The organism is Hoyosella sp. YIM 151337, from assembly GCF_026041215.1.
Lineage (GTDB): Bacteria > Actinomycetota > Actinomycetes > Mycobacteriales > Mycobacteriaceae > Hoyosella.
This window is the reverse complement of record NZ_JAPEIQ010000026.1, coordinates 111653-134198: the sequence shown is the minus strand read 5'-3', so window position 1 is coordinate 134198 and position 22546 is coordinate 111653. Positions and strand designations below refer to the sequence as shown.

Here is a 22546-nt window from a genome sequence, read left to right as displayed (position 1 = left end):
ATGAACTTCGCGAACGCTTTTGTCTCCGGACAACAAACTTCCCCGCTATGCGGGACATGTAACGGTGCAGCGGGTCTACAGTCAGCGTGTGGCGGAATTGGACAAAGAGCGCGACGCCGCCGTCGTCGCGGAAGCTGCCGCGGCGATCATCAGTCGCTTGGATACGCGGGTCAGCGGGGTCACCGCGACTGTTCAGAAGCACATCGTTGAGGCGGTCTCGGAGCTGCGCGGCGACGCGCAGTTGATCGAGCTTCTTCGCGACAGCGTCGAAGGAAATATCACCACGATCCTTTCGGCCATCCAGCATGGTATTCCGATCGAGCAAGTTGAGCCCCCAACGGCTGCGCTCGAGTACGCACGCCGACTCGCGCAGCGCGAGGTTTCTCCTAACGCTCTTGTACGCGCGTATCGCGTGGGCCAGCAGGCGTTACTGCGGATTGTTCTCGACGAAGTCCGTACCTCGGGGCTATCGCCTGAGCTCCGGCTCGACGTCTTCGAGCAGATGACGGCTGTGACGTTCGGCTACATCGACTGGATTTCGGAACAGGTGATTCTCACCTACCAGCGGGAACGCGACCACTGGGTCGAGCATCGTAACCGGCTGCGTGCCTTACGGATCCGGGAGGTACTGTCGTCGGGATCAATCGATGTAGATGCGATGACGGCGGCGATTCGGTATCCGCTTAAGCGGTTCCATCTCGCCGTTGTCGTGTGGCGTTTACACACAGAAAGCAGCGAGGAACTCGGCCCGATGGAGCGCTTCATTCGCGACCTCGGCGAGGCCGTTGGAGCGTGCGCACCCCCACTCTTCATGGCGGAGGACAAGCTGACTGGCTGGGCCTGGATCCCAGTCGAGAGCAGCACGGCCACGCTTGCTGAGACTCGTGCCCGCGGTTTCGCGCGGAGCCGCACGGATGCACCGTACCTTGCTGTCGGGCAGCCGCTTGCTGGACTCGACGGGTTTCGGCGGTCACATCAGCAAGCGCTGGCGGCACGCGCCGTCGTCATCGCAGCGGATTCCGAGGATCTCAGATTCGCGGCAAGTAGCGATCCCGGATTGGCCGCGGCTGCGCTCAGCGCCGGCAACATCGATCACATGCGGGTGTGGGTGCTGGAGACGCTCGGCCCACTAGCTTCCGATAACGAGAATGATGAGCGTCTGCGCGACACGCTGCGGGTTTTCCTGGGTTGCGGCTCCAGCTTCAAGGCCGCGGCGGAGAAGCTGAACCTGCATTTCAACTCGGTGAAATACCGGGTGAGCCGCGCGATCGACCGCCGGGGGCGGCCAATCGCTGACGACAGGCTCGACGTCGAGATCGCGTTGCTGCTGTGCCATTGGTATCGCTCAGCGGTGCTTGCGTGAATTTGTCTCCGCGCGACAAGGCTTGGGTGGGCTCTCGTGCTCGCAGGACGATGCGGCCGCCCACCACACGCACCTACGGTTGGTGAACTCCTCACACCGCACGCAAAGGGCAATCGAATGCACGACAATCCCATCCATGGAACAACTACGGTGATGTCGGGCGGCAGCCGAGGTATCGGGCTCGCGCTCGCGCGCGCGTTGGCCGCCCGTGGCGGCAATATTGTTCTGCTCGCCAAAACGGACACCCCAGACCCACGGTTGCCGGGCACCATACACACTGCGGTGGGGGAGCTGGAGGAACTCGGAGGGCACGCGCTCGGCGTTGTCGGTGATGTGCGTGTCGACGCTGATATCGAGCGAGCTGTTGACGCCGCCGTCGGCGAATTCGGCGGAGTCGACATTATCGTCAATAACGCGAGTGTTCTCGATTTATCTGCGACCGAGGAATTGTCGCTGAAACGCTTTGACCTGATGCAGCAGGTCAACGTCCGCGGCACGTTCGCGCTGACACGGAAAAGTCTTCCGTACCTGCGGAAGTCTTCGCACGCGCACGTGCTGACCTTGTCGCCACCGCTCAACATGTCAGAACGGTGGCTCGGTGCGCATCCCGGTTACATGATGGCCAAATATGGTATGACGCTGGCAGCGCTGGGCATTGCCGCCGAATATGCGAACGACGGCATTTCCAGTAACTGTCTATGGCCGCAAACGATGATCGCAACCGCCGCCGTGGGCAACCTCATCGGGGGCGAGGAAGGTCTTCGGCACTCGAGGTCGCCGGAGATCATGGCCGACGCGGCGATAGACATTCTCAGTCAGCCTGCTGGCACCGAGACCGGGCAGACGTTTCTCGACGTCGAGGTACTGGCCCGGCGCGGGATCACCGACTTCTCCACGTACGGTGGCGCGGAGCCACTGGTAGGGGACATTTTCGTTGATATGTGAGGGGTCTCCGACCACAGACTGCTTGTGCAGGGTGTTTAGCACAGTGCTAAACCGTGTGAAGAGACAACTGGTTCAGCCGCCGAACCTCACAACCGCTTCGCAGCCTTCACAATGACACTCGTCGCAACATCATCGTGCCGATCAGCGGGCAACTGCTGCCGCATCTCATCCAGCAGCACCGGAGTGAACAGCGGGTACAGCGCGGCTTCGCGCAGGCCAAATGCGACGGGGTTTCCGATCCAGACGTCGGCGAAGCCCACCTTGTCGAGTTTGCGCCGGAACACTTGCTCAGAGAGTGCGCCCGACACGCAACCTGCCCACGCGGCGGGTGAGGTGAGTACAGGCGCCGGAAGGTCCTCGTCAACGGTGAGGTCGACGATGCACATCCGGCCGCCTGGTTTCAGCACGCGAAATATCTCGGCGAGGACGCGGCTCTTGCGTGGCGACAAGTTGATCACTCCATTTGAGATGACGACGTCGATAGTCGCGTCGGGCAGCGGAATGGCCTCCATCTCGCCCTGAATGAACTCCGCGTCGACGCCAGCTTCCTGCGCGTGCGCACGGGCACGGTCGATCATTTCGTCGAGCATGTCCAGCCCCAGTGCGCGACCGTCCGGGCCGGCTAGCTTCGCAGCGATGATGGTGTCGATGCCGGCGCCGCTGCCAATGTCGAGAACCATTTCGCCCGGCTGAATCTCCGCGTACGGAAACGGGTTCCCCACGCCGAGCGCCCAGCTGATCGCACCGTTCGGCAGCATTTCCAGCTCCTGGGGGCGGTATGAGCGGCGCGTGACGGCTTCCCCGCCGCCCGTCGGGATGGCGGTGTACGCGCTGCGCACGGCAGCTTTGATGTCGTCCTGGTGAAGCAGGTCGTCGCTCATGGCGGTCTCCCTATAGCTCGTCGATGAAATGCTCGAGGCGGCTCATCGTTTCCGGCGGGCCATCTGAGGTGGTCTGAGATTCCAATAGGCTGCGGAGGCGTTCGACGAACTCGAGTTCGCCGCAGCAGCGACGGCAGAATGCGACGTGCGCCTCGATCTGCGCGCGGCTTGCGTCAGATATGGCGCCCTCGAGGTAATCCCACAATTGCCGAACCGCTTCACGGCAGGGGATGAGATGGTCACTCATTGCGTCCCCCTTCCTTGAGCAAGCCGTTTTCCTCGGCGTAACTCCACATCTCCCGCTCGAACGCTTTTCGTCCCCGATGCAGGCGGGCGAGGACGGTACCGAGCGGCGCATTGAACATCTTCGCGATTTCCTTCGTCGCGAAACCTTCCATATGACACAGGATGAGTGGCACCCGGTACCTCTCTGGCAGCCGCAACAGCACCTGGCGGACATCCTCCTTGCCGAAGGCGCATAGGAAGTCGAGGTGCAGGGAATCTGAATAGGGAAACGGGTCTTCGTCGGTGATCGTCCGGAAGAGTGAAAAGTCGTCGGGATCAGCCACCGGAATCTCGTTCATGTGTGACTGTCTGCGCAGCCGATCACGAAACGTATTGATCAGGATGACCCGCAGCCATTTTCCTGCCGCCTCAGGCTCGCGCAGCTCGCCGAACGCCTGAAAGCCGCGAAGCAGCGCGTCCTGGACGAGATCCTCAGCATCGTCTCGTGTCAGGGCACGTGCAAGGGAAACGAGTCGGGGCAGTTGCGCGCGTGCGAGCTGCTGGAACGCGTCTTTCGACTGGTGTTCCGGCACAGCATCGGCCTTCCGCTTTGTCAGCACTCGCAGACTCCTCCTCTCCATCTTGGACGTCCCCACGAGCGGAGTTATTGCATTGACGGAAAAACGCAATTCCGGCAAATCGATCGACGTCTTGAGGGGGACAGAAGAACAATCGAAGGGACCTTCCATGACTGTGGCGCATGAACTCAACAGGCCCGACCTCACTCACCGTGTACAGGCGATGTACCGGGAAGTCGCTGAGCACCCCGAACACAATTTCCACTTTGAGACCGGCCGCCTGCTGGCTGAACGGCTCGGCTACCCCGCGCGCGACCTCGACGCGATTCCTGCGGGGGCTATCGAGTCCTTCGCGGGCGTCGGGTACTTCCTTGACTTCGCCGACATCGCATCGAGCGACACTGTGGTCGATTTGGGCAGCGGATCTGGCATGGACTCTTTCCTCGCAGGTCTGCACGCCCACCGCGTCATCGGGGTCGACATGACAGATGAGCAGCTCGGCAAAGCGAGCCGTCTCGCGTACACGGCGGGGATTGCGAACGTCGGCTTCCGGAAGGCGTTTATCGAAGCAATTCCCGTACCTGACCGAACCTTTGACGTGGCGATATCCAACGGCGTCATTAACCTCGCGCCCGACAAGCCGGCAGTTTTCGCTGAAGCGTCACGGCTCCTCAAGCCGGGCGGGCGCCTGGCTCTCGCCGACATTGTCACAGATCGTCAGCTCCCTGACGGCGTCACGTGCGATGCCGCGCTGTGGGCGGCGTGCATCGGCGGTGCCATGCCTATTGATGACTACCGGAAAGCGATCGAAGAAGCAGGTTTCAGCGTCACCGCTGAACGGGTGAATGACGAGTACCGCTTCCTGTCCGACAGCGCAGTAAACGCGACCCGCAAATGGGGTGTGAAGAGCATTTCGCTGTGCGCTGTCAAGAAATGAAGGAGAGAAGACCATGCGACGTTCCCTCACAATGCTGGCCGCTGCCGCCCTCATTGCGGGTTGCGGCACAACGATCGAGCCAGCGAGTAATGAAGCGCACCAGTACTTCACGCCTGACACAATCGACTACCAGCCGGGCCCCGGGTCGCTGCCTGAAGGTTCCGAATTCGCTGTCCTCGAAGGAGATCCTGCAGCGGAAGGCTTTTTCCTGCTGCGCCTGAAGCTGCCGGACGGGTATCAGATTCCGCCGCACCATCACGGAGGGGTGGAGCGGGTGACAGTCATTGCAGGCACGCTCAGCTTCGGGCATGGTGAGGAAGCTGACTGGGAGACGACAACGTCACTGCCGACGGGCAGCTACCTCACCATTCCGCCGGGGCACGCACATTATGTCGAGGCCGAAGGCGAGACGGTGCTGCAGCTCAGCACAATCGGCCCCTGGACGCTGACATATGTCGACCCGGATGACGACCCGCGCGAGTAAGTCACGCGTGAGCGGCGGCAAGCACCTCCCGCTCGAGTCGCTGATAGCTGGTTTCCATGCCGTCGGTCATACCGGTCCCGAGGACGATGTCGCGCACTTCTGCGCTCGGGTACGTGATCACGATGGTGAGCAACGTTCCCCCGTCGACCGGGGTCAGGGTCATTTCGTTGATCGTGCCTTCGCCTTCCATGCCGATCATGCGCTCCGTGGTGACAGCGCGGTAGGGCGGGACGGACTCGAGGAGTTCGCCTTCGAAGCCGAATCGGCCTTCGCTGGTGTCGGCTTGCTCCCACTCGTAACGGTAGGAGTCGCCGACATTGGCGGCCACCTCACAGACCGGCATGGTCCAGCCGTCGGGTCCGAGCAGCCAGCGACGGAGCAGATCCGCGTCGTTGTGGGCACGCCACACGTCCTCGGTGGTGCCGCGAATCACGCGGCTGATGCGAACCTGCGTGTCGCTGAGAATCTGGGCTGAGGTGGGCAACTCCCTGGCGAAGGACGTGAGGTCGGCGAGAACCTCGTCCATCTGGCCCATCGCTTCCTGCAGGCCTTCCTCCATGCCCATGTCGAGGAGTTTCTCTAGGTCGTCGAGCGAGTTGAAGTGGGTGACAGTGGTGACGCGCGAGCCGTTGCCGGTCGGCTCGAAGGTGTACACCATGCGCATTGACGGCATGTCCGCGTTCGGTGTGCCGTCGGACGCGGCGAAACCGTCACGGACTTCGAAGCTGTGCAGTGGATGGACGGTGAGCCATTCCCAGTAGCCGTGGTGAGTGTCGCCCTCGGGTCCGGTCATCGAATAGACGGACCGGCCGCCGGGTGCGGCGTCGTGGCGAACGAATTGCGCGGGGTAGGTGGGTGGCCCCCAGAACCGCTCGAGCTGGCGCGGGTCGAGGTAAGCGTTCCAGAGCCGTTCGACAGGCGCGGTGAATTCAGCGACGACGGTCATGGTGAGTTTCTCGGTATCGCGGGTGACAGACGTGACTGGCATTGCAGTGGCCCTTTCCAGTAGTTCAGTGGTCGTCTTCGGCGAGGAGCGCATCGAGCCGGTCGATGCGGCCGCGCCAGATTTGCTCGTAGCGGTCCAGCAAGGCTTGTGCTCGCCGGATCATTTCGGGGTTGCCGCGGACTTGGCGCTCGCGACCGTGGGGATGTTTCGTCACGAGTCCGGCTCCCTCCAGCACGGCGACGTGCTTTTGCACTGCCGCGAAGGACATGTCATACAGGGCGGCCAGCTGGGAGACCGATGCGTCACTGGTGAGCGTGCGGTGCAGGATGTCCCGGCGGGTCGCGTCGGCGAGTGCCCGGAAGATTCGGTCAACCTCGTCGTCGGATAGCTCGATAGCGCGTGGATCATTATGTACAACCATTTGGTTGTAGATTAGCGCATGTGGGCAGGAAGTCAAGGGCCTGATCCGGACTTAGCGAACACCATGTGAGTTTCTGCCGCGCGCGCACTCCCGATAACCTGACGGACGGACTGCGCGCAGACGTGCCGCGGAAAACGAACTAAGCGAGGTTGCAGATGACGCGGCAGGCGACTGCCATAACGGTGAGCGTGATTGTGCTCGTCGTCGGTTTCGCCGCCGAGGCGACCATCGGCTGGCTGCTCGTTGGGTCAGGGCTTGCCGCGGCTATGGCCTGTGCTTTTGCATCGCAGTCGCTCACTCCCGGAGCGCGCGCGCCGTGGCAGCTCATCGCGCTGGGGCAGTTGCTTAATGGCCTTGGCAACATGGTGATCGCGTTCGATGCCGAAAGATGGGTCGATTCACCGGACTGGGTGTCTGCGGTCTCGTTTAACCTGGCCACGATCTTTACCGTGCTCGGCATCGTCGGGCTAGCGTTGAAGCCGGTGGCTTCACAACTCGTCCCTGCGGGTATGGATCTGATTGCTATCACGGGGTGTGCGCTCGCGCTCGGCGTGCTGTGGGATATCGACGAAATCCTCGGTGACGCCGACGGCGAAGTCGACTCCCTCATCGGGCTGATGGGTTTCCTCGCCGTTGTGGTCCAATTCGTGGGCCTGGCGTTCGCGCCGATCGTGTGGTTTGCCCAGGCAAAGGGGAAGCGGACCGCAAACCGGCTGGCCGTTCTCGCCCTGGTTGCGGCAACACTGGGCGACACGGAGATGATGATCGAGTTCTTCGATCTTTCCTTTGTGGCCGTCGCGTCGATGTGGCAGGCGTCGTCACTTCTGCTCTTAATCGCGGCGACGTTCCTTGGCGGAGCTACACCGCCGGTGCGGTGGGTGAGCAGTGACGTGCTGGGACGCGTGACGCTAGGATTTGCGCTCGCTGCGCTCGCCTCGCTGCCGTTCCGCGAAATACCGAGCGGAGATGTTGGTGTCGTTGTTGTGGTTTTGCTCGCTGCGGTGCTTGTCGCGCGGCTGCTTGTGTCGGCAGTGCGGTCGGACACGGAAGACCGGGTCGACAAGTAGTGGTGTGGTTGTTTTGGGTGTTTAGCACAGTGCTAAACACCCAAAACAACATGACCAGACCTGGCAGTGACACGAGCACACTCCTGTTAAATCTGAGTGACCTTAACCCGCGCTCGCAAATGGCGCTCACACGCCCGAATAAACCGCGCTGACCTCGGTATTTTGCCCAGTTTGGGAGCAAAGTGACAAAGCGAAACGATGTCAACCAAATGTTCAAAATGTACTTGGCCAACAACCCCAATTTGTAACGTACTCTTGGCTAAGCTCTTGTCGTTCCACAGTCACTCTGGGCGCCCAGACCCACGATCCTGAAGGCCATGTATGCAAATCGCCGACGCCGTCCGCGACCTCGTTCTGGCCGTAGGGCCGCTGGGGTACCCGAACGCAAAGTTGGTCGCAGCCGCAACCCATAGCGGTGCGCAGGGTGTTCTCGACCTCGCTGACGGGCGTTCTGGTGCCCGGCGCGAACTCGCCCGCGCGGCGCGAATGGCATCCAGCGGGTTTGGTGTTCGCCTCAGCGCTGACTGCGCGATCGGTGTGTCTGAACTTCCCAGCGAAGCGACCTTCGTTGTCCTTACCGTCGACGCGATCAGCCGTGCCAGCGAGTTTCGCGGACGCAGGATTCTGGCCGAAGTGACGTCACAGGAGCAGGCACGTGCTGCACGCGACGCCGGTGCCGACGGCGTTATCGTGCGCGGATGCGAGTCCGGCGGGACCGTCGGAGATCTCAGTAGTTTCGTCTTGCTGCAGCAGCTTGCGGCAGACGAAACCTGGACGCGGCCGGTGTGGCTTGCCGGTGGAATCGGGCCGGACACCGCCGCGGCAGCGGTCATCGGCGGTGCGCGTGGAGTCGTCCTCGACGTTCAACTCGCACTGCTCCAGGAATCTGTGGTGCCGGGGGATGTGCGCGCCATCCTTGCGGGTATTGACGGCTCGGAATCGGCCGTCGAGGGCGGGCGGCGGACAGTCGGCCGGATGGCACGCGGCGGCCGCGTGGAGCTTCCGGTCGGTGAGGACGGTTACCTCGCCCGCACCTTCGAAACCCGCTTCGGTTCTGTGGCGGCCGCGGTCCGGGCAGTGCGCGACGCGATCACCTCCTCCGTCACGGCACCCGGCGCGGCCGCAAGCATGCTTGCGGCAGCATCTCCGCTTGCTGATGCGCTGGGCACGGCGCTGCCGCTCGCGCAGGGGCCGATGACGCGGGTCAGTGATCAGCCACAGTTCGCGCATGCGGTCGCCGCCGCAGGTGCGGTGCCCTTTATCGCGCTCGCCGTGAACTCGGGGGCGCGTTCGCGTGAAATCCTCGACGAGACGAAGCAGCTGGCGGGGGACCGGCCGTGGGGTGTCGGAATCCTCGGTTTCGCGGACCCGCAGCTGCGGGAGGAACAACTCGAGGCGGTGCTCGCGACACGTCCGACGCACGCGATTATTGCTGGCGGCCGGCCCGCGCAAGCATCACGGTTAGAAGCCGAAGGCATCAGCACGTTCCTGCACGTTCCGTCGCCGGGGTTGTTGCGCCAGTTCCTTGGGGCGGGTGCGCGCAAGTTCATTTTCGAAGGTGCGGAATGTGGTGGTCATGTTGGCCCGCGGCACAGTTTCCCGCTGTGGCAGGCACAGCTCGATGAGTTGCAGTCATTCCTGCAGAACAATCCGTCCGCCGCCGCGGAGCTGCAGGTGTTTTTCGCCGGGGGTATTCACGACGAGCGTTCTGCGGCGATGGTCGCAGCGCTCGCGCATCCACTCACCGCTGCGGGCGTGAAAACTGGTTTGCTTGCTGGTACGGCGTACCTTTTCACCGCGGAAGCTGTCACCTGTGGCGCGATCGTGCCGGGTTTTCAGCAGCAGGTTGTGGCTGCGACGCACACGGTGCTGCTGGAAACTGCTCCCGGCCACGCGACACGCTGCGTCGACAGTGAGTTCGCGCAGCAGTTCGCCGGCCTGCGTGACAAACTCACGACTCAAGGGGTGCCCGACCGCGAGCGGTGGGAGACCCTCGAACAGTTCAACATCGGCCGTCTTCGAGTGGCGAGCAAAGGTCTCGACCGCGACGGTGACGCCCTCGTCACGGTAGGTGCGGACCGGCAGCGTCGCGATGGCATGTACATGGCCGGTGACGTGGCGCTGCTTCGAGACCGTGTCGTCAGTATCGCGGATGTCCACGACGCCATGACGACCGGAGCAGCGCAGTGGTACCACGACCGAAGCAGCGATCTGACCCATGCACTCGGGTTGCGCCCTGCCGAGGAGCCGCAGCCCGCGCCGCTCGACATCGCGATCGTCGGGATGGCGGCAATGTTCCCGCAGGCACCGACGCTGTCCGCGTTCTGGTCCAACATCCTCGCCGGTGTTGACGCGGTGACCGAGGTGCCTGCTGACCGGTGGGATCCGGAGCTGTACTACAGCCCCGGCAGCGAGGCGGGCAAGACACCGTCCAAGTGGGGCGGTTTCCTCCCGCCAATTCCGTTTGACCCGCTGCGCTTCGGCATTCCGCCCGCTTCGCTCGCCAGCATCGAACCGACCCAGCTGCTCGCTCTCGAAATCGCCGACCGCGCACTGCGTGACGCCGGATATGACGATCGCCCCTTCGACCGGCAGCGCACCGCCGTGATTTTCGGTGCTGAGTCGGGCAGCGACCTCTCCAACGCCGGGGTGCTGCGCAACGTTCTTCCCTCATACCTCGGTGAACTGCCCACTGAACTCGACGCGCAATTGCCGAAGCTCACCGAGGATTCATTTCCCGGGGTGCTCGCGAACGTCATTAGCGGCCGCATCGCGAACCGCCTGAACCTCGGCGGCGCCAACTACACGGTTGACGCAGCGTGCGCATCGTCGCTGGCCGCGCTTGACGCGGCGTGCAAGGAACTGGTGTCCGGATCGGCGGAGATGGTGCTGTGCGGCGGCATCGACTTGCACAACGGCATCAATGATTACCTGATGTTCGCGTCCGTGCACGCGCTCTCACCCACGGGCCGTTCCGCGACGTTCGACAGTGCCGCCGACGGCATCGCGCTCGGTGAGGGCGCGGGTTGCGTGGTGCTAAAGAGGCTTTCCGACGCGGAGCGTGACGGCGACCGGGTGTACGCGGTCATCAAGGGGGTGGGGAGCGCCAGCGACGGAAAGTCGCTCGGGCTGACTGCGCCACGGCCCGAAGGCCAGCGCGCCGCCCTTGAACGCGCCTACCGCAACGCGAACCTTTCGCCCGCCGCGGTGGGTGTCGTCGAGGCACACGGCACCGGCACGGTCGTTGGCGACCGCACCGAACTGGCCACCCTGACAGCACTGTTTTCTGACGCGGGCGTGCGTGCTGGCCAAGTCACGCTTGGATCAGTGAAATCCCAAATCGGACATACGAAATGCGCTGCGGGACTAGCCGGGCTCATCAAGGTTGCCCTGTCGATCTACACGGGTGTGAAGCCACCGACACTGCATGTCCGCACGCCCAATCCGGCGTGGCAGGAAGACCACAATCCGTTCGCCTTCACAGCTGAGCCACTGCCCTGGGAGAAGGCGCCTGGGGAACGAATCGCAGGCGTCAGCGCGTTCGGTTTTGGCGGCACGAACTTCCATGCCGTGCTGAGCGGCCACGACGCGACGCTGCCGCCCGCACACACTTTCAACGACTGGCCGGTTGAGCTATTCACGTTCCGTGGTGCGACAGAAAACGCCGCGCTGGGTGAGGCACGGGAGTTCCTCAGCCGGATCGGCCTCGCCGCTACCACCGGTGGCGGGTGGACGCTGCGCGATTGGGCGTACGCGGCGGCCCGCACCTCCGATGCTGCGGCGAGCCGTGGCGAGCCGGTGTGGATCGCGTTCGTCGCCATGCACACCGATGAGCTTCGCGACATATTGACGTCGATCACGTCGGAGACCCAGGACGCGGTGAAGGGTGTGTTCGTGCGCGACGCCGTGGCCGAAGGCGGCGGGAAAGTCGCGTTCTTGTTCCCGGGCCAGGGTAGTCAGCGCCCGCGGATGGGCGCCGGTCTGCTTGTCGCATTCCCGCACGTGCAGCACCATGTGCAGCGCGGTGCGGCGTATGCGCACGCCCTCTATCCAGCCGCCGCGTTCAGCAAAGCGGCAGCAGAACGTCATCGCGCCGCGATCACCGACACCAGGGTGGCCCAGCCCGCGCTGGGGATCGTCGAAATGGCGTTTCATGATCTGCTGCGTGACGCGGGGATCGTTCCCGACATGGTCGGCGGCCACAGTTACGGGGAACTCGCCGCCCTCGCCGCTGCCGGCGTGCTCGATCCCGACACACTGCTCGAACTCAGTGCCGCCCGCGCCGAGGCGATCGTCCGTGCCGCCGGTGACCTCACCGACCAGGGTGCGATGGCGGCAGTGTCCGCAACGACGCAGGGCATATCCGACGTCCTGAATGCGGCAGGACTCGGCCGCGACGTCGTCATCGCGAACGAGAACGCGCCGAAGCAGAACGTGATTTCCGGACCTACCCCGGCTGTCGCGGCCGCCGCTGATGCGCTTAAAGCGGCAGGCCTGTCCGTGAAACGCATCAACGTCGCATGCGCGTTCCACAGCCCCGTCGTCGCTGCAGCCACCGAACTGTTCGCGCAGCGGCTCGCGGAAACCCCGCTGTATCCGGCTGAACTGCCCGTCTACTCGAACACCACTGCCGCCGTTTATCCCGACAGCCGTTCCGCGGTACGTGACGGTCTGGCCCAGCAAATCAGCGCTCCGGTCCGCTTCCGTGAACAAGTGAGCGCCATGTATGACGCGGGCGCCCGCGTGTTTATCGAAGTCGGGCCGGGAGCGGTGCTCACCAAGCTGACGAACTCGATCCTCGCCGGCAAGCAGCACGCGGCTGTGGCACTCGATGACGGGCGGTCGTCTGGCCTTGCGGGGCTGTTGACCGCGCTGGCTCAGCTTGCCGCGGCGGGTGTCGATCAGCGCACGAGCTGGCTGTTCGACGGCCGGGACGCGGTGATCCCTGATCCAGCTGTCACAATCAAGCGGCCCGGCTGGACAGTTGATGGTCATCTCGTCCGGACTGCTGATGGTTCCATCCCCCAGGGTGCGCTTGCACCTGCGACCCAAGTGAGATTGACGCCTGCCATGAGTACGACCCCACCACCTTCGCCGGGCGCGGAAGCGCTGATCAGTGAGTTCTTGCGCACCAGTCGCGAAATGGTGGCGGCACAGCGCGACGTTCTGCTCGGCTACCTCGGCGCGGGCGCGAACGTTCCTTCGTCTGCGCCGATCATCAACGCACCGCAACCTGCGCAGGTGACATTCGAGCCGGAGCCCGCCGAAACTGGGGAACCCGCCGAAACGCAGCACCCTGCGCACACCGAAAAGTCGGTGTTGTCGCGGGTATACGAGGTGATTGGCCGCCGCACCGGCTACCCGGTCGACATGATCGAACCCGACCTCGACCTCGAAGCGGACCTCAGCGTCGACTCGATCAAACGCGCTGAGATCGCCGGCGAACTGGCGGCCGAACTGGGGCTCGACACCGCTGACGACAGCGAGATCGAGGAAGTGTCGAAGGCGCGCACCGCAGCAGCGATCGCGGAACTGCTCGCGAGCAAGCTCGGGGCGGCGGCGACACCGGCAGTGATCAGTGACCCCGCCAGCCCTGCTTCTGACGCGGCCACCGTCATCGCGCCGCAGCGGCTTCTCATGCGCCCCGTCCCGATAACGCCCATCGAGTCGGCACCGCAGCTCGCTGGGTTGCGGGTTCTCGTCATCGGTGGCGGACCGCTCGCCGAAGCGCTGAAGAACCAGCTGCACGCGCTCGACGCGACACCAATCATCGCCGCGCCCAGTTTCACCGCCATCCGGGCCGCCATGGACGTGCACGCTGACGGGGTGTTCTACCTCGGTAGTCAAGACCGCGATGACGCGCCGTCGCTTCCGGACGCGTTCCCGATTCTGCGTGAACTGATCGCCGCGTCACCACGCTGGCTCCTCGCCGCAGGCCCCGGCGAAGGATTGCGCGGCTTCTTCCGCACAGTGAGCCGCGAATACCCGGACTTGCATGCCAGCGTCGTTGAATCGAACGATCTCGATGTGCACCGGTTCGCGGCCGCGCTGGCCGCGGAAACAGCAGCTGCGCCGGGCGAACCGGTCGTGCTGCTCGACAACGGTGAACGGTCCGGGCTGGCGTTGGAGTCAGCGGATCTCGGCGCCGCCGCGATGGCCGGCGCGGGGCCGAGTGGCGTCGGCATGGCAGAAGCCGCTGCGCTCGGTCTCGACCAGGATTCGGTCGTCTTAATGGTTGGCGGCGCGCGTGGCATCACGGCGCGTTTCGCCGCAACACTGGCTGGTGCGAGCCGGTGCCACATCGAACTCGTCGGACGTACGCCACTGTCGCTGGAGGCGGAGGATCCGCGGATCGCGGCCGCGTCGTCAGCGTCTGATATCCGGGCCGCGCTGATCGAGATGGGGTTGCGCACACCCGCCGAAATCGAGTCCGCTGTCAGCCGCACGCTGGCTGAGCGTGAAGTGCGGGGCACACTAGAGCGCCTCCGTGAACTCGGTGCCACTGTGCGATACCGGTCAGCCGACATCCGCGACCCTGAGTCAGTCACGAACCTTGTGCACAGTTTGCATGCTGAACATGGCCGCCTCGATGGCATCGTGTACGCCGCGGGCGTGATCGAGGACAAACTGATCGCGGAGAAAGCGCCGGAATCGTTCGCCCGGGTGTACACGACCAAGGTCGCCGGTGCCCGGCATCTCATCGCCACCGCCGAGGGCCTTTCGAACGGCCCGCGCTTCATGGTGTTCTTCGGCAGTATCGCCGCTGTGCTGGGCAACCGCGGGCAGGCCGACTACGCCGCTGCGAACGACGAACTCGAAGCACTCGGCCGCAACTGGTCGGTCGCGGGGAAGCGTCGCGGACTCACCGTGCATTGGGGCCCGTGGGCGCCGACGGGGGAGAACAACGGCATGGTCACCCCCGAACTCATGCGGTCGTACGCGAAGCGCGGGGTCGCGCTGATCGATCCTGAGGAGGGAACGGCCAGTCTGCTTCGGGAACTCGCCTGGGGTGACGAGTCAGCGAACGCGGTCGTGTACACGGCGTCCGGGTGGTGACCGCGTCCGCGACAGGGCGCGACCGCGGCGGTGACAAAGTCGCGATCGTGGGGATGGGTGCGCTTTTCCCTGGTGCGAACAACCTCGACGAGTATTGGAAGAACCTGTCGGAGGGGGTCGACAGTGTGACGGATGTGCCTGCGCACCGCTGGGACGGAGAGTTCTACGATCCGGCGGCCCGCACCCAGAAGCGAGCCGACAAGTTCTACTGCCGCCGCGGCGGATTCGTCGAAGCCGACATCGATCCCGCCCGGTTCGGCATCATGCCGAACTCGGTCGGCGACATTGACCCCGACCAGCTGATCGCGCTGAAGGTCGCGGCGGAAGCGATTGACGATGCGGGCGGCTCAGCGGTGTTGCCGGCGGATCGCGCACGCATCGGTGTGGTCCTGGGACGTGGCGGATACTTGACGCCCGGTCTCGCCCGGCTAGACCAGCAGGTGCGCACCGCGACCCAGTTGGTGCGCACGCTCACCGAAGTGGTTCCCGGCATTGATCCCGGCGTACTAGAGCAGGTGAAGGACGCGTTTCAGGCGCAGTTGCGGCCACCCAACGCGGACGGCGCGATCGGCCTGGTACCGAACCTGTCAGCGTCACGGATCGCGAATCGGCTGGATTTGCGCGGCCCCGCCTACACGGTCGACGCGGCGTGCGCGTCCTCGCTCGTCGCCGTCGATCAGGCGGTATCGGCGCTGCTCAGCGGACGCTGCGACCTCATGCTCGCCGGCGGGGTGCATCACTGTCACGACGTCACCCTGTGGAGTGTCTTCAGCCAGCTCGGTGCGCTCTCCGCGTCTCAGCAGATCCGGCCGTTTGACCGCCGCGCCGATGGGGTGCTGATCGGGGAGGGTACGGGGATTGTCGTCCTCAAGCGGCTCGCCGACGCTGAACGTGCCGGCGACCGGGTGTACGCGGTTATCGCGGGCACCGGTGTCGCCAGCGACGGACGGACCGCCAGTCTGTTCAATCCCGACCCGTCGGGTCAGGTCCAGGCGGTGTCGCAAGCGTGGTCAGCCGCGGGGCTCGATCCGCGTGCACCCGGGTCGATTGGTCTTCTCGAAGCCCACGGCACCGGCACTGTCGCGGGCGATGGGGCCGAACTGAAAACCCTGCTTGAAGTGTTCGGTCCGCACCGCCCCGACGAGGCACGCCCCGTCATCGGCACCGTCAAATCGATGATCGGCCACACCATGCCCGCAGCCGGGGCGGCAGGCCTCATCAAGGCGGCGCTGGCAGTCCACCACCGGACCCTGCTCCCGACCCTGCATTGCGCCGAACCGCATCCAACGCTGAGCGAAACACGTTTCGCTCCAATCGAATCGGCACAACCATGGGAACTGGCAGGTGGCCAGTCAGCACGGCGCGCCGGGGTGAACGCATTCGGGTTCGGTGGCATCAACGCGCACGTGATCCTCGAAGAGTCGCTCATTCGCGCCGCGCCGATCACGGTCACTGAGCCCGCCGCGCTCGTTCGCCTCGCCGCCGGCACGGTGAGCGACCTGGCGGAGCTTCTCGCCCAACCGGATTCGCTCCTTCGTCAGCATGACATCGGCGACGGCAGGGTGCGCATTGCCATAGCCGACCCCACACCCAAGCGCCTTGCGCTGGCGCGCAAGGCCGTCGCGCGTGGTGTTCCGTGGCGCGGCAGGTCGAACATGTGGTTCACGCCCACGCCGCTGCTTGAACCTGGTGGCGGCAAAATCGCGATGGTATTTCCCGGTCTCGAAGCGGAATTCGCGCCTGATATCGGTTCGCTCGCAACCGAACTGGGCATCTCGAGTGTCAGTGACTTGGCTGTCGGCGCCGGTCACGTCGGCAGCCACGGCGCAGCGGTTTTCCAGCTGGGCCGCATCTTGCACCGCGCGCTGACCCGTTTGGGTGTGCGGGCAGACGGGTTCGCTGGGCACAGCGTCGGTGAATGGTCCGCCATGACCGAGGGCGGGATTTTCAGCCACACTGAGATCGACGCGTTCCTTGACCAGTTCGACCCGAGTTCCGTCACGGTGCCGGGCGTGGAGTTCGCTGTGATCGGCGCATCCGCACCCCATGTGGCACAAGCGATTACCGAATGGCCGGAGGTAGTGCTCTCGCACGACAATGCACCGAATCAGTCCATCGTCTGCGGTCCGGCTGACGCGATCGCCACCGTAGTGGAGCGGTTCCGGGCTGACGGGGTGATCAGCCAGGTGCTGCCGTTCCAGTCTGGATTCCACACGCCGATGCTCGCCCCGTTCCTCGGCCCGATCGTCCGGGACTTCGAATCACTCAGCGTGCATCCGGCGAAAACACCTGTCTGGTCAGCGACCACGATGGCGCCTTTCCCTGCGGACCCCGCCACGATCCGACGGATCTACATCCGGCACCTCGTCGAAACGGTGCGGTTCCGCGAACTGATCACGAACATGCACGGCGCGGGGTTCGCGGCGTTCATCCAAATGGGCACCGGACAAGTCAGTGCCTTGATTGGCGACATTCTGCAGGGCCGCGACCATCTCGCGATTCCTGCGCACGCCCCCAAAGCCGGGGCGGCGGAGCAACTCGATCGCGTCCGCGCCGCGCTGTGGGTTGAGGGCTACCAGTCAGGCGGTGCTCCAGTGCGTGCGGGACAGCAGGTGCGCATCGATCTCAGTGGTTCGCTCATCAGCATCCCACAGGATCAGCGGGTGGTGGTGAAAACCGCTGCTGCGCAGGAGATGCCCACAACCGCGTGGGGCACTGAGTTCGCCGCGCTCGTGGAGGACACGCAGCGTGCCGCGCGGGAACTGATGGCGGCAGCGGCCGCGCCACGGTCCAGCACACCCATAATCGCACCGATCACGTCGCTCGAGACGTCACTCGATGTGTCGCTGCGGGCGATGCCGTATCTGATCGACCACAGCTTCTTCAAACTTCCGCCGGACTGGCCGGATCATGAAGAACGGTGGCCAGTGGTCCCAGCCACCACGCTCGTTGACCACATGACGGGGTTCGCTCGGCAGGCGGCCCCAGGCCGAGTCGCGATGACGCTCACTGATGTTCGCTTCGACAAGTGGCTGCCAGTCATCCCGTCCGTCACGGTGCCCGTCACGGCCGTCCCGTCGGCTGACGGCACTGTGGCTGTGACGATTCAGGGCCACGCGCGTGCCCGTGTCACCGTCGCTCCGGCCTATCCCGTGCGGCGGCCCGCGTCCTGGCGGTTCGAGCGTGAGCACGTGCCTAAAGACAAAGCCTCCGAACTGTATTCGCGGCGGTGGATGTTCCACGGACCCCAATTCCAGGGCGTCACCGAACTCACCGCGATCGGTGCCCGGCACGTCCGCGGGGTGCTCACCACCCCGGCCGCACCGGGCGCACTGCTCGACAACGCGGGCCAACTCCTTGGCTACTGGGTCCAGTCGACCGTCACCGAGCGGTCCACTGTGTTTCCCGTGGGGATGGGACGCATCGAGTTCTTCGGCGACCATCCCACTCCTGGCACCGCGGTGGACTGCACCGTCGTCATCCGCGAACTCAACGACCAGTTCATCACCGCGGACGTGCAACTCGCTGTCCACGGCCAGGTGTGGGCACAAATAACGGGCTGGCAGGATCGCCGCTTCGATTCCAACCCGGTCATCAGGGCCACCGACTGCGCACCTGAGGAGCACGCGCTCTCGACGCTGCGGCCCGAAGGGTGGGCGGAGGTGACAGAGATGTGGCCAGACCTCGCCACCCGCGAACTCGTCGCGCGGAAAATGCTCGGCCGCAGTGAAAGGGAACAGTACGCCGCGATCCCGCCGCGGCGCCGGCGCCAATGGCTGCTGGGCCGCATCGCCGCGAAAGACGCTGTCCGGCAGTATCTCTGGCAGACCCAGCCGGGCGGCATTTATCCGCAGGAACTCGAAATCGGTAACGCCGCCTCGGGTGTGCCCTTCGTTCGCGGACGCCATCGACGAGTGCTGCCGCACCTCACTGTGTCTCTCGCGCACTGTGCCGAAATCGGAGTGGCGATCGCTCGCGACGGCGCGTGCGGAATCGACGCCGAAGAGATTCGCGTCAGAGACGCCGCCGCCGAGCTCGCCGCACTCACCGCGGCCGAAAAGACTCTGCTTGATGATTTGTCCGGCGAGCGTGCCCTGTGGTTCACGCGGCTGTGGACCGCGAAGGAAGCGGTAGCAAAGCGGCTGGGCACTGGGCTGCAAGGTGAACCGAAACGATTCGAGATCGTGGCGGTCCATCCTGGTGCCGGTAGCGGCGCGCGACTGTCCGTGGCAGCCGCTGGCGACGTATTCGAGGTCTCGACGGTCGTCACCGAGAACCCGCCTTCGCTGCCGTCACGCAGGTATGTTGTGGCCTGGACGGGCCACACCGACGAGGAGACAGAGAACTGATGAGCGAAAACCCGGTGCGCAACGACTCCGGCACCGTCGATGAATCCGAGGTGTTCGACGCGATTACGTCGATGCTGGCCGACATGCTTGAGGTGTTCGACGTCGACCCGAACGAGATCACCCGCGGCACGGAGTTCCACGACGACCTGGAAATGGAAAGCATCGACCTCGTGGCGCTCTCCGGGCAGTTGCGCGAACGGTGGGGCGAGCAAGTGAACTTCGCGCAGTTCATCGCGGGGATGGAACTCGAGCAGATCATGCACGTCACCGTAGGGCAGCTCGTGGACTTCGTCGTCGACAGCCTCAACGCCCCGGCCCCGGCCGTCGGGGAACAACCATGACCACGCTTAAAGTTGGTGACCTCGACGTCCACGTGCAGCGCATGGGGCCCGCTGACGCCTCCATGACGGTCGTGCTGCTGCACGGTCTGCTATATGACAGCCTCGCGAGCTACTACTTCACGGTCGGCCCGGCGCTCGCCGAACTTGGCATCGACGTGGTGATGTACGACCTTCGCGGGCATGGGCGCAGCTCACGGCCCGCGAGTGGTTACAAACTCGAACAGTTCGTGGACGATCTGCGCGGAATGCTCGACGAACTTGGCATCAACCACCCGGTCCACCTGGTCGGCAACTCGTTCGGCGGCACGATCGCCTTCGGTTTCGCTGCCGCTCACCCGGAGCGGACCGCGAGCATTCTGTTCATGGAAGCGGAACCGCCCGTCCGCCAATGGGCGATCCACATCCGTGAAGGCCTCACCGATGCGGTGCAGCGGCTCGGCAAGCCTGACGCGTTCGACTACATCGCCGAAACGTATGGGTCACACCCCGCGCGGCTGTCCAAAGCGGCGTACAAGATCCTGCAGTCGACCACGATCGTCGACGACATCCCCAGCAGTGCTCTGATCAGCGAAGACCTCGCTGACGTCACGTGTCCCGTGCTCGGCGTTTTCGGCACCCAGACGGGGCTGTCGTACCAGGTTGACCTGCTTCGCGCGAAGCTCCCTGCGTTTGACGTGCAGATCCTCGACGGCATGGGGCATTCAGTGCTCGTCGAAAAGCCCGCGCTGACCCGGACGATGGTTGCGGACTGGCTGTTCGGCGGGCATCAGGCGACGCTGCGTGACGCGGGCAAGATCGGCGCCTGAGTGAGCCGGTTTCTGTTCGTCGTGCCGCCGCTCGTCGGGCACATCAACCCGGCGCTCACGGTCGCCGCGGAACTGCGCGAGCGCGGACACGACGTCGCGTGGTCGGGGCCTGAACGTTTGATCCGGGCGCTTGGCGATCAGCAAGCACGTGTTTTCGATTACGACGCTGAACCGTCCGGCGAGCGCGGGGACCTCACGGGACCTGCGGCGCTGCAGTTTCTGATCGAACGGTTCCTGGTGCCGCTCGCGCGGGCCATGGAACCTTTCGTTACGAAAGCGGTGCGAGAGTTCTCGCCGGACGTCGTGGTTGCGGACCAGCAAGCATTCGCTGGCGGCCTGGTGGCGGAGCGGGAGGGAATCCCGTGGGTGACGTCCGCGACGACGTCGACGGAGCTGTCCGACCCGCTCGGAGGCATGCCGAAAGTCAAAGCTTGGATCGACTCGGTGCTGGCAGGGCTGCGAAGCGAAATCGGGGATCCAGCCGGCGACAGCGACCCGCGTTTCTCCCCACACGGCATTCTCGCGTTTACCACGGAGGACCTCGCCGGGCGGCCAGCCATCGCTGCCGAACGGGTTTGGATGGTCGGCCCCGCGCTACGCGACAGCATTGAGACTGACTTCCCGTGGGAGTTTCTCGATACCGGCGCGCACACTGTGCTGATCAGCATGGGGACTGTAAACGGCACAACCGGTGCGGAGTTCCTGCGTAAAGCCGCAGCTGCGATCGGAGCGAACGCAGACCGGTTCCGTGCGGTCCTCGTCGACCCCGATAGCGCGGTGGGTGAGGTACCAGCGAACGTTCTTGTACGCCCCTTCGTACCGCAGCGTGCGCTCCTGCCGTTCATTGATGCGGTGGTGTGCCACGCGGGGCACAACACCGTGTGCGAGGCGCTGTGGAACGGCGTCCCGCTGGTCACAGCGCCGATCCGCGACGATCAGCCGGTGGTGGCACAGCACGTCGCCGACGCCGGGGCTGGGGTGCGGCTGCGCTTCCGTCGCGCAACTGCCGAGCACATCATCGGCGGGATCGATGCTGTGCTCGACCCCGCCGCAGGTTACCTAGCGGCAGCTGCCCGCATCGGCCAATCATTTCGCGCAGCCGGGGGAGCGGGCAGGGCTGCGGACGTGCTGGAAGAACTCGTCACTGCTCCACAGCAGCTTCGACGGTAGGCCACGCGGAACGGATCGCGTCCTGCCAGTACGGCCACGAATGCGTTCCCGACGGACGGAAATCCAGCGTCGGTGTGATCCCGCCAGCCGCGAGGCGTGCCGCGAAATCAGTGGAACACGCCAGTGCTGCCGCCTCGATCGGGCCGCCAACCACGATGGTCGCGCGGGTGTCGTCATCGAAATGCTGTTCATGACGGCCTGGTGCGCCACTCCCGGCATAAAGGTAGAGCGGTTTGCCGCGGAGCCCGTCCAGATTCTGTGCCGGGTCGTGCTCGAACCAGCCAGCCGCGTTCCTCGGCCCCCACATGTTGTCCGCGTCGCCGCCCCGGTACGCGATACCGGCGCGCACCGAGTCCTGGTAAGGCTCCGGCGCGACGAGCGGGCAGGAACTGATCGCAACCACCCCCCGATACAGATCGGGATGGCGCGCAGTGAGGGTAAACGCCGCCTGCCCGCCCATGGAGATGCCGCCGATCGCGTTGCGGCCGTTGCCGCGGAAATAGCTGTCGACAATCGGCGGAAGTTCCTCAGTGAGGAACGTTTCCCACTTGTACACGCCGAACTCCGGGTCGGGCTGCTGCCAGTCGGTGTAGTAGCTGCCCTCACCACCCGCCGGCAGAACGATGTTGACGTCCTTCGTCGCAGCGAACTCGGTGATGTCGGTCTTCGCGATCCAGTCGCTTTGCTCGTACGTCGCTTCGTTGCCGTCGAGCAGATAGAACGTCGGACGCGGTGACGAGTGCGCGGGGTGCAGGACATGCACGCGAATTGTGCGCTGCATTGCCGGGGAATCAACCATGAGGTCGGTCCGCGTGGGCGAGACCTGATCCACCTGCGCAACGGCGGCAGGCGGTGGCGAGGCGGTCGCGGAAGTTACCGGGATGGTGACCGCAGCCAGCGCCACAATGGGCGCGAAAATAGCTGACCGCGCGGGAAAACGTGACCACAATGTCACGGGGACCTCACTTAAACACAGT

At 64.6% G+C, this 22546-nt stretch carries 16 protein-coding genes; 10 read left to right on the top strand and 6 right to left on the bottom strand.

Going from position 1 to position 22546, the window contains the following annotated elements; genetic code table 11:
* Positions 1 to 88 precede the first annotated feature (88 nt).
* Positions 89 to 1363, top strand: a complete 1275-nt coding sequence (locus ONR57_RS13175; RefSeq protein ID WP_265123965.1) for a CdaR family transcriptional regulator — start codon at positions 89 to 91, stop codon at positions 1361 to 1363.
* A 117-nt stretch (positions 1364 to 1480) separates the two neighbouring features.
* Positions 1481 to 2308: an NAD(P)-dependent oxidoreductase gene (locus tag ONR57_RS13170; protein ID WP_265123964.1), complete on the top strand. Its 828-nt coding sequence runs from the start codon at positions 1481 to 1483 to the stop codon at positions 2306 to 2308.
* Positions 2309 to 2394: 86 nt separating this feature from the next.
* Here the strand turns inward: ONR57_RS13170 and ONR57_RS13165 are convergent, their stop codons facing one another.
* The 3 genes from ONR57_RS13165 to ONR57_RS13155 are packed head-to-tail and all read right to left on the bottom strand — an operon-like array spanning position 2395 to position 4034.
* Positions 2395 to 3189 carry a methyltransferase domain-containing protein gene (locus ONR57_RS13165; protein ID WP_265123963.1) on the bottom strand — a complete coding sequence of 265 codons (795 nt, stop codon included), beginning with the start codon at positions 3187 to 3189 and terminating at the stop codon, positions 2395 to 2397.
* Positions 3190 to 3199: 10 nt separating this feature from the next.
* Positions 3200 to 3436 carry an anti-sigma factor gene (locus tag ONR57_RS13160; protein WP_265123962.1) on the bottom strand — a complete coding sequence of 79 codons (237 nt, stop codon included), beginning with the start codon at positions 3434 to 3436 and terminating at the stop codon, positions 3200 to 3202.
* Positions 3429 to 4034, bottom strand: coding sequence for a sigma-70 family RNA polymerase sigma factor (locus ONR57_RS13155; protein ID WP_265123961.1), 606 nt, complete (start codon positions 4032 to 4034; stop codon positions 3429 to 3431). The genes ONR57_RS13160 and ONR57_RS13155 overlap by 8 nt, the downstream gene beginning before the upstream one ends.
* Before the next feature lie 127 nt (positions 4035 to 4161).
* Between ONR57_RS13155 and ONR57_RS13150 the strand changes: the two genes are divergently transcribed.
* Both ONR57_RS13150 and ONR57_RS13145 read left to right on the top strand, forming a co-directional pair.
* Entirely contained in the window at positions 4162 to 4929 is a 768-nt protein-coding gene (locus ONR57_RS13150; RefSeq protein WP_265123960.1) for a methyltransferase domain-containing protein, read from the top strand.
* A 13-nt stretch (positions 4930 to 4942) separates the two neighbouring features.
* Positions 4943 to 5413 (top strand): cupin domain-containing protein, encoded by a 471-nt coding sequence (locus ONR57_RS13145; RefSeq protein ID WP_265123959.1) that lies wholly within the window; start codon positions 4943 to 4945, stop codon positions 5411 to 5413.
* Position 5414: 1 nt separating this feature from the next.
* On the opposite strand, the gene ONR57_RS13140 is transcribed toward ONR57_RS13145, so the two are convergent.
* Together ONR57_RS13140 and ONR57_RS13135 are read right to left on the bottom strand one after the other, a co-directional pair.
* Complete coding sequence (locus ONR57_RS13140) at positions 5415 to 6401, bottom strand: SRPBCC family protein (RefSeq protein WP_265123958.1); 987 nt, start codon at positions 6399 to 6401, stop codon at positions 5415 to 5417.
* Positions 6402 to 6423: 22 nt separating this feature from the next.
* Positions 6424 to 6780 carry a metalloregulator ArsR/SmtB family transcription factor gene (locus ONR57_RS13135; protein ID WP_265123957.1) on the bottom strand — a complete coding sequence of 119 codons (357 nt, stop codon included), beginning with the start codon at positions 6778 to 6780 and terminating at the stop codon, positions 6424 to 6426.
* A 155-nt stretch (positions 6781 to 6935) separates the two neighbouring features.
* On the opposite strand from ONR57_RS13135, the gene ONR57_RS13130 reads away from it, so the two are divergent.
* The 6 genes from ONR57_RS13130 to ONR57_RS23345 all read left to right on the top strand — a co-directional run bounded on the left by ONR57_RS13130 (position 6936) and on the right by ONR57_RS23345 (position 21569).
* Entirely contained in the window at positions 6936 to 7847 is a 912-nt protein-coding gene (locus ONR57_RS13130) for a hypothetical protein (protein WP_265123956.1), read from the top strand.
* 321 nt (positions 7848 to 8168) lie between these two features.
* On the top strand, positions 8169 to 14903 hold the full coding sequence (locus tag ONR57_RS13125; protein ID WP_265123955.1) for a type I polyketide synthase: 6735 nt from the start codon (positions 8169 to 8171) through the stop codon (positions 14901 to 14903).
* Positions 14900 to 19252, top strand: a complete 4353-nt coding sequence (locus ONR57_RS23350; RefSeq protein ID WP_265123954.1) for a beta-ketoacyl synthase N-terminal-like domain-containing protein — start codon at positions 14900 to 14902, stop codon at positions 19250 to 19252. Before ONR57_RS13125 ends, ONR57_RS23350 begins: the two co-directional genes overlap by 4 nt.
* A complete protein-coding gene (locus ONR57_RS13115; protein WP_265123953.1) occupies positions 19252 to 19593 on the top strand; it encodes an acyl carrier protein in 342 nt (113 codons plus the stop codon). Before ONR57_RS23350 ends, ONR57_RS13115 begins: the two co-directional genes overlap by 1 nt.
* On the top strand, positions 19590 to 20399 hold the full coding sequence (locus ONR57_RS13110) for an alpha/beta fold hydrolase (RefSeq protein WP_265123952.1): 810 nt from the start codon (positions 19590 to 19592) through the stop codon (positions 20397 to 20399). The genes ONR57_RS13115 and ONR57_RS13110 overlap by 4 nt, the downstream gene beginning before the upstream one ends.
* Positions 20400 to 21569: a glycosyltransferase gene (locus tag ONR57_RS23345; RefSeq protein WP_265123951.1), complete on the top strand. Its 1170-nt coding sequence runs from the start codon at positions 20400 to 20402 to the stop codon at positions 21567 to 21569. It begins immediately after the preceding gene.
* Here the strand turns inward: ONR57_RS23345 and ONR57_RS13100 are convergent.
* Entirely contained in the window at positions 21541 to 22524 is a 984-nt protein-coding gene (locus tag ONR57_RS13100; protein WP_265123950.1) for an alpha/beta hydrolase family protein, read from the bottom strand. The genes ONR57_RS23345 and ONR57_RS13100 overlap by 29 nt on opposite strands.
* Positions 22525 to 22546 lie beyond the last annotated feature (22 nt).

Excerpts from the sequence above, each read along its gene's own strand:
- ONR57_RS13140 (WP_265123958.1), bottom strand. The coding sequence starts at position 6,401 with ATGCCAGTCACGTCTGTCACCCGCGATACCGAGAAACTCACCATGACC.
- ONR57_RS13150 (WP_265123960.1), top strand. The coding sequence starts at position 4,162 with ATGACTGTGGCGCATGAACTCAACAGGCCCGACCTCACTCACCGTGTA.
- ONR57_RS13145 (WP_265123959.1), top strand. The coding sequence starts at position 4,943 with ATGCGACGTTCCCTCACAATGCTGGCCGCTGCCGCCCTCATTGCGGGT.
- ONR57_RS13165 (WP_265123963.1), bottom strand. The coding sequence starts at position 3,189 with ATGAGCGACGACCTGCTTCACCAGGACGACATCAAAGCTGCCGTGCGC.
- ONR57_RS13170 (WP_265123964.1), top strand. The coding sequence starts at position 1,481 with ATGCACGACAATCCCATCCATGGAACAACTACGGTGATGTCGGGCGGC.
- ONR57_RS13135 (WP_265123957.1), bottom strand. The coding sequence starts at position 6,780 with ATGGTTGTACATAATGATCCACGCGCTATCGAGCTATCCGACGACGAG.
- ONR57_RS13115 (WP_265123953.1), top strand. The coding sequence starts at position 19,252 with ATGAGCGAAAACCCGGTGCGCAACGACTCCGGCACCGTCGATGAATCC.
- ONR57_RS13125 (WP_265123955.1), top strand. The coding sequence starts at position 8,169 with ATGCAAATCGCCGACGCCGTCCGCGACCTCGTTCTGGCCGTAGGGCCG.
- ONR57_RS13160 (WP_265123962.1), bottom strand. The coding sequence starts at position 3,436 with ATGAGTGACCATCTCATCCCCTGCCGTGAAGCGGTTCGGCAATTGTGG.
- ONR57_RS13110 (WP_265123952.1), top strand. The coding sequence starts at position 19,590 with ATGACCACGCTTAAAGTTGGTGACCTCGACGTCCACGTGCAGCGCATG.
- ONR57_RS13130 (WP_265123956.1), top strand. The coding sequence starts at position 6,936 with ATGACGCGGCAGGCGACTGCCATAACGGTGAGCGTGATTGTGCTCGTC.